We start from the raw sequence: 6,551 nt of genomic DNA on the forward strand, positions 1-6,551 counted from the left end.
TCGCCGTGCGGAGATCGCGGCGGCGAGACGCTTCCCCGCGGGCACCGCTACGCGTCTGCGCCGCTCGCCAGCTCTTCGCCCGCGACCCGGCGCTCACCGAGCGCGAGCGCCGCGTGGAGGGGCGTGACGCCCTCGCTCTCGGCCGCGTCGAAGATCTGGCGCAGCGTGTCGCCGACCGCGCGCACCGCGGGCTCGGCGCGCTCGGGCGAGTAGCCCTCGGGCTCGAGCTCGACGGCGATGTTGATGATCCCGCCGGCGTTGCAGACGAAGTCCGGCGCCCACAGGATCCCGCGGGCGGCGAGCTCGTCGGCGAGCTCCTCGGCGGCCAGCTGGTTGTTGGCGGCGCCGGCGATCGCGCGGCAGCGCAGCTCCGGGACGGTGTCGTGGTTGAGCACGCCGCCGAGCGCGCACGGCGCGACGATGTCGACGTCCGCGGTCAGCGCGCTCGCCGGGTCGGTCCAGCGCGCGCCCAGGCGCTCGGCCAGCTCGCGCTTGCGCGGATCGATGTCGGCTATGACCAGCTCCGCGCCGCCCTTGGCGAGCAGCTCGGCGAGCGGCCCGCCGACGTGCCCCGCACCGATCACCGCGATGCTGCGCCCGCTCAGGTCTTCGGTGCCGAACGCGCGCTCGGCGGTGACGCGGATCGCGGCCTCGCAGCCCAGTGCGGTCCACGGGCTCGGGTCGCCCGAGCCGGATGAGAGTCCGGTGACGTGCGCCGTCCGGCGGGCGATCGTCTCCATGTCGGGCTCCGACGTCCCGACGTCCTCGGCCGTCAGGTACGCGCCGCCGAGTGCGTCGACCGTGTCGCCGAAGTCGAGCAGGACGGCCTCGCGGCGCTCCGGCGAGAGCGTGGACTCCTCAGGGCGCAGCATGATCACGCCCTTGCCGCCGCCGAGAGGGAGTCCGGCGACCGCCGCCTTGAAGGTCATCGCCCGCGAGAGGCGCAGCACGTCGCGCACGGCCGCGCGCGCGTCGTCGTAGGTCCACATCCGGCATCCGCCCAGGGCGGGGCCGCGCGCCGTCGAGTGGACGGCGGCCATGGTGAACAGCCCGGACCGGCGGCCGCGCCGGACGAGCAGCGTCTCGTGAGCGAGAGGTTCGAGGTAGCGGTCGATGATGGCGCCCGAGCCTAGCGGAGCGCCGCCGACCGGACTGTGCGCGTGCGGACGGCGACGCGCGCGGGGGCGCGGCGAACGGCGCTTCGCGAGGGCGCTACTGGGTGTCCGGCGCCGGTGTCGCCGACGGTGCCGGGGCGGCGCCGGTCGGGGCGACGGGATCCTGCGGGACGCCGCTGTCCGCGCTCGCGGGCGGGGGCGTCGCCTGCGGGCCGTCCGTGAGCGGCTCCGGCGTGGCCTCCGCAGGCGTGGTCGGCGACGGCGTCGCGGTGGGCGCATCGGGAGCGCGGGCGCCGCCGGTGGCGAGGGACGGGTCGTCGGCCGGGCGCTGGAACTTGGCCGGGGCGTTCGCGCCGCCCTGCGGCACCGGGGTGGCGGCCGTGGGCACGGTCGCCTTCTGCTTCGCCGCCTTCTTCTTCGGGTGCGCCGCCGCGGAGGGACCGAGCGCTCTGTCGCGAACGGCCGCCGAGCCGTGGTCCGGCACGAGCGGGCGCGCCGCGCGATGCGGCGCGACCGTCGCGGCTGAGGTCGCGGGAGCGGCGTGCGTCTTCTTGGCCGCGGACGCCGAGGAGGAGTGCGCGTGGGCCGTTGTCTTGTGCGTCATCTCCCGGTTGACCTCGACGGCGCCGCCCGCGAGCGCCGCGGTGCAGACCACCGCCGCGACCTTGCACGCCGTCGCCGTCGCGATCCCGCCGCTGGTGACCGCGACCGAGGCGCCGCCGCCCGCCGCCGCGGCCCCGCCGCCGGCGGCCGCGCCGCCGCCGCCCAGGCCCACCAGCTTGGCGGCGAACGCCAGCGGTCCGAAGCCGACCGGCGCGAGCGCCGCGAACGAGCGCTTGACGCCGCGCAGCGCCACACGGTACTCGCGGCAGCCGTCGCAGGAGCGCATGTGCTTGCGCGCGCGGCCCGAGGCCTTCACGCCGCGGTCGTACGCGCTCAACAGGTCCGCGCGGATATCGGCACAGTCGGCGTCGCGCGCCTCCTGCGCCTCGACGAGGCCGATGCGAGCGCGCACCAGCAGCGACTTGACCGCGGGGACGGTGACGTCCAGCGCCTCGGCGAGGTTCGCGTACGACATGCCGTCGATCTCGCGCATGAGCAGCGCCGAGCGCTGCTGGTCGGGCAGGCGGCCGACGTCCTCCACGAGCCGGCGCAGATCGTCGCGCCGCTGCGCCTCCTCGATCGGATCGTGCAGCGGCTTGCGCGAGACCTCGAAGACCTCGGCGGCCGGCGGCACCGGCCGGCGCAGGTGGTCGATGCAGCGATTATGAGCGACGCGGTAGAGCCACGCGCGGACGTTCATTTCGCGCGCGTCGTTGCGCAGCGCGCCGTACGCGCGCACGAAGACGTCCTGCAGCACGTCCTCGGCGTCCTGGCGCGACGCGCTCGAGAGCATCTGGCGCACGTACGCGAACAGCCGCTGGCGGTAGCGGTCGTGGAGCACGCGGAACGCCTCGTCGTTGCCCGCGCGGAAGTGCGCGAGCAGCTGCTCGTCCGACCGCAGCCGCAGGAGCGGGGTCCCGAGCGGAAGTCGGCCGACTGATGCGGGTGCGTGGATCGCTGAGGCTTCCATTGCTAGGGCTCCTGACGGCTGCCGTCCCGGCGACTGTAACTGTAAGGGGTGGCGGAAGTTCCGCACCAACGGTGTGATCCTTCATCCCCCTATGACGGAGTTCCTGCCGATCCGCGACGGAATCGCCGTCCCGATGAGCGAGATCGCCGTCCGCGCCTCGCGCTCCTCAGGCCCCGGCGGGCAGCACGCGAACGTCACCGCATCGCGGATCGAGGCGTCCCTCGACATCGCCGCAACCACCGCCCTGAGCGAAACGCAGAAGCAGCGGGCGATGGCCAAGCTCGGCCCGCGGGTGACCGCCGTCGCGCAGGACGCGCGCTCGCAGGCGCGCAACCGCGAGCTCGCATTGCAGCGGCTCGCGAGCCGGCTGGCGCACGCGCTCGAGGTCCCGCGCGTACGAACGAAGACCCGTCCGACGGCCGCGAGCCGCCGGCGCCGGCTCGACGAGAAGCGACGCCGCGGCGACACCAAGCGCGGCCGCGGGCGGCCCTTCGACGACGCGTCGTAGCCGAGCCGACCGGCGGTCGGTTGACCGCTGCCGGCCCCCACCGCGAGGATTCGGCCACAAGAGAGGGGGACGGGGATGAGGGGAGTACGCGTACTCGTGGTCGACGACCACGAGCGGATCCGGTCGGGCATCCGCTGGCTGCTGCGGCGCGCGCCGTGGGTCGAGTCCTGCGCCGGCGCGGCAGGCGAGGACGCGCTGGCGCACGAGGTCGACGTGGCGCTCGTCGACGTCCACCTCGGCGGCTACGGCGGGCTCTGCCGCGCGCTGCCCTCGCACGTCCGCGTCGCGCTGACGACCTCGCGCTTCGACCTCGTCCCGCTGCGCTTCGCGGACGAGGCCGGCGCGCTCGGCGTCGTCGCCAAGGACGCCGGCGCGGGTGACCTGCGCGCCGCCGTGCGCAGGCTCGCGGACGGCGCCGAGGTCGAGGTCCCGTGCCCGCGCCCGGCGACCCTGCGCTTCCTCCCGCTCGACCGCGAGATCCTCCGGCTCGCCGGCGAGGGCTTCACCAACGCCGAGATCGGGGCGCGGGTGCACCTCTCGCCCGGGACCGTCAAGCAGCACACGCGCTCGATCTACGCACGGCTCGCGGTCGAGAGCCGCGCCGGCGCCGTGCACGTCGCGCGCGAGCTGGGCGTGATCCCGCGGCCGCACGCGCCGGAGGCCGCGGTCTCCCCGCGCGAGCGCGACGTCCTGCGCGTGCTCGCCACCGGCGCCACCAACGCCGAGATCGCCGGCCGCCTCGGCCTGTCCCCTCACACGGTCAAGCAGCACACCCGCTCGATCTACCGCAAGCTCGGGGTGCGCAACCGCGCCGAGGCGGCCATGAGGCTCTGACATCCCCCGAATGGGAGGCGCGTGCGATCTCGTGCGCGGCCCGGACATAGGATCGCCGCCGGGATCAGGGACGAACGAGGGGGTTGCCTTGAAGAAGTGGAGGCTGTGCGCCGGCGTGCTCGCGCTGGGCGCCTGCTTGTCGACGGCCGAGGCCGCGCACGCGCAGACGTCACCGCTGCCGACCGGCCGGACGACGTATCGCGATCTGCCGGAGACCGTCGCCGAGCTGCACGCGCTCGCGGCGCAGTACCCGGACAAGGTCAAGCTGATCAAGCTCAGCCATAAGTCGCTGCTCGGGCGCGACATCGAGGGCATCGAGATCGCGCATCGCGTCAACGAGGACGACGGCCGGCCGGTGTTCTACGTCGGCGGCGTGCTGCACTCGCGCGAGTGGCCGTCGAACGACTTCGCGATGGAGTTCGCGCACGACCTGCTCATGAACGACGGGAGCGATCCGAAGATCACGCGGTTCCTCGAGAACGGCCGCGTGACCGTCGTGCCGATGCAGAACCCGGACGGCTACGACGTCTCGCGCCGCAACGTCAACGGCAACCAGCAGAAGCGCGGCAACTGCCGCTTCTCGCCGGGCGTGATCCCGACGCAGGAGGAGTGCGACGCGGCCGGGTCCTCGGGCAAGGGCATCAACAACAACCGCAACTTCCTGCCGTTCTGGGGCGGCGACGGCTCCAGCGCCGATCCGAGCAACACCAACTTCCGCGGCGAGGCGCCGCTGTCGGAGCCTGAGAACGCCGCCTACGCCGACTACCTCGCCACGCATCCGGTCACGGTCGGGATCGACATGCACACGCCGGACAAGCGCCTGCTGTCGGTCCAGTCCTCGCTCAACGAGCCGAGCGTGATCGCCGACCAGGCGACCTACACGGACCTGACCACCTCGATCGCCGAGAAGAACCTCGCCGGCTGGCCCCACGGCCCGTGGCCGAAGGTCTACTACGAGGCGACGTCGACCGAAGAGGAGCAGACCTACTACGCCTACGGCGCGTTCGGGTTCACGACCGAGGCGACGCCGGGCTACAGCGGCAACAACACCTACCACCCGCCGTACCAGGCCGTGATCGACAACTACTACGGCATCGGCCAGTACCCGGGCGCGACGATCCGCGGGACGCTGCTGGACATGCTGGAGGCGTCGCAGAACCCGGCGCTGCACTCGCGCCTGACGGGCACGGCGCCGCCCGGCGCGACGATCACGGCGAGCAAGGACTTCACGCTCGACTCGGCCCCGACGACGTGGGGGACCGGCGGCGCGCCTGAGGTCCGCTCGTTCCCGACGCACCTGCGGTACACGCTGAAGGTGCCGGCGAGCGGCAGGTTCGAGTGGAACCTGAACCCGTCGCTGCGCCCGAGCCAGTACACGAGCGAGTTCCTGCAGGAGTCCTACACGGTGACGTGCACCGCGCCGGACGGGACCGTGCTCGAGACGACGACGGTCAAGCTCGCGCGCGGGGAGACGGTGAACCGCTCGCTGTGCACGCAGGGGAGCGCGGGTGGGACGGTGCCGGCGACGCTGTCGCTGAACCTCGGCCCGGCCGCGAGCTTCGGCGCGTTCGTGCCCGGCGTGAAGCAGTCCTACGACGCGGGCACGACCGCGACGGTCACCAGCACGGCGGGCGACGCGACGCTGAGCGTCACGGATCCCGCCGGCACCGGCCGGCTCGTGAACGGCTCCTACTCGCTGGCGGAACCGGTCCAGGTCGCGGCTTCGCACCTCGGCTCGCCCGCGGGCGCGTTCGCGGCGGCGCCCGCGACGCTGCTCACCTACACGGCGCCGGTCTCCAACGACGCGCTGACGCTCTCGTTCCGGCAGGCCATCGGCGCGAACGAGCCGCTGCGGACCGGCACGTACGGCAAGACGCTCACGTTCACGCTCGCGACGGCCAATCCGTAGCGACCGACACCCCGCTCCTGCTCGCCGGTGGATGCCGGCGGCAGTGGGTCGCCGGCGGCGCCGAACCCCGCCGCCGGCGGCCTCAGGTCCGTCAGGGCCTGGCCGGCGAGCTCTCCGGCGACGAGCCGGCGTTCCTACAGGGCGTGCTCGACCACGGCGTCCACGTCGCCGGGACGGACCGGGGCCGCCGCCCGTCTACTGCTCGGCGCGCCTGAAGTGCAGCACGGCGAGCTCGGTGGGGAAGACCGTGGTGCTCTTCTCGCCTTGGCGTTGGGCGCTTTCGGCGGCGATCGCGAGTGCTTGTTCGTGGGTGCGGGCGAGCAGGCGGTTGAGCTTCTTGAAGGCGCGGTCGTCGAGCTCGAGCGGGGTGCGTTGGACGATCACTTCGGGGTCGTCGAGCTTGCCGGCTTCCGAGGCGGCGCGCATGTCCTCGACGATCTCGGCGAGGCTCTCGCCGGAGAGCTCCTTGCGCAGGCTGGAGGGCAGCGTCTTCCACTGGTCCTCGTCGAGCGTGGGGCGCGCGGTTGCGCGGTAGAAGTGCTGCAGGGCGCCGCGGCGTGGCTCGGTGCGTACGAGCTCGACGCAGTCGTAGTCGCGCAACATTCGGACGTG

6 protein-coding genes are annotated in these 6,551 nt (G+C 73.6%); 3 read left to right on the top strand and 3 right to left on the bottom strand.

All coding sequences use genetic code 11. The features are described 5' to 3' along the window. Positions 1-47: 47 nt before the first annotated feature. Both H958_RS0117045 and H958_RS0117050 read right to left on the bottom strand, forming a co-directional pair. A complete protein-coding gene (locus H958_RS0117045) occupies positions 48-1,040 on the bottom strand; it encodes a Glu/Leu/Phe/Val family dehydrogenase (RefSeq protein WP_081685968.1) in 993 nt (330 codons plus the stop codon). Positions 1,041-1,212: 172 nt separating this feature from the next. Next, the gene (locus tag H958_RS0117050) at positions 1,213-2,688 is read right to left on the bottom strand and encodes an RNA polymerase sigma factor (protein WP_028059559.1); all 1,476 of its coding nucleotides are present in this window, start codon (positions 2,686-2,688) and stop codon (positions 1,213-1,215) included. 91 nt (positions 2,689-2,779) lie between these two features. On the opposite strand from H958_RS0117050, the gene arfB reads away from it, so the two are divergent. From arfB to H958_RS38060, 3 genes are all read left to right on the top strand, one after another. Next, complete coding sequence (gene arfB, locus H958_RS0117055; protein WP_028059560.1) at positions 2,780-3,196, top strand: alternative ribosome rescue aminoacyl-tRNA hydrolase ArfB; 417 nt, start codon at positions 2,780-2,782, stop codon at positions 3,194-3,196. A gap of 75 nt (positions 3,197-3,271) precedes the next feature. After that, the gene (locus H958_RS43535; RefSeq protein ID WP_081685969.1) at positions 3,272-4,030 is read left to right on the top strand and encodes a response regulator transcription factor; all 759 of its coding nucleotides are present in this window, start codon (positions 3,272-3,274) and stop codon (positions 4,028-4,030) included. An 88-nt stretch (positions 4,031-4,118) separates the two neighbouring features. After that, positions 4,119-5,939, top strand: coding sequence for a M14 family zinc carboxypeptidase (locus H958_RS38060; protein ID WP_051324398.1), 1,821 nt, complete (start codon positions 4,119-4,121; stop codon positions 5,937-5,939). A gap of 195 nt (positions 5,940-6,134) precedes the next feature. Here H958_RS38060 and H958_RS47610 read toward each other — a convergent pair. Next, the coding region (locus tag H958_RS47610) for a hypothetical protein (protein ID WP_196807397.1) at positions 6,135-6,551 on the bottom strand (417 nt) is incomplete at its 5' end.

The organism is Candidatus Solirubrobacter pratensis, from assembly GCF_000425945.1.
Lineage (GTDB): Bacteria > Actinomycetota > Thermoleophilia > Solirubrobacterales > Solirubrobacteraceae > Solirubrobacter > Solirubrobacter pratensis.

Excerpts from the sequence above, each read along its gene's own strand:
- H958_RS0117045 (WP_081685968.1), bottom strand. The coding sequence starts at position 1,040 with ATGGCCGCCGTCCACTCGACGGCGCGCGGCCCCGCCCTGGGCGGATGC.
- H958_RS0117050 (WP_028059559.1), bottom strand. The coding sequence starts at position 2,688 with ATGGAAGCCTCAGCGATCCACGCACCCGCATCAGTCGGCCGACTTCCG.
- arfB (WP_028059560.1), top strand. The coding sequence starts at position 2,780 with ATGACGGAGTTCCTGCCGATCCGCGACGGAATCGCCGTCCCGATGAGC.
- H958_RS43535 (WP_081685969.1), top strand. The coding sequence starts at position 3,272 with ATGAGGGGAGTACGCGTACTCGTGGTCGACGACCACGAGCGGATCCGG.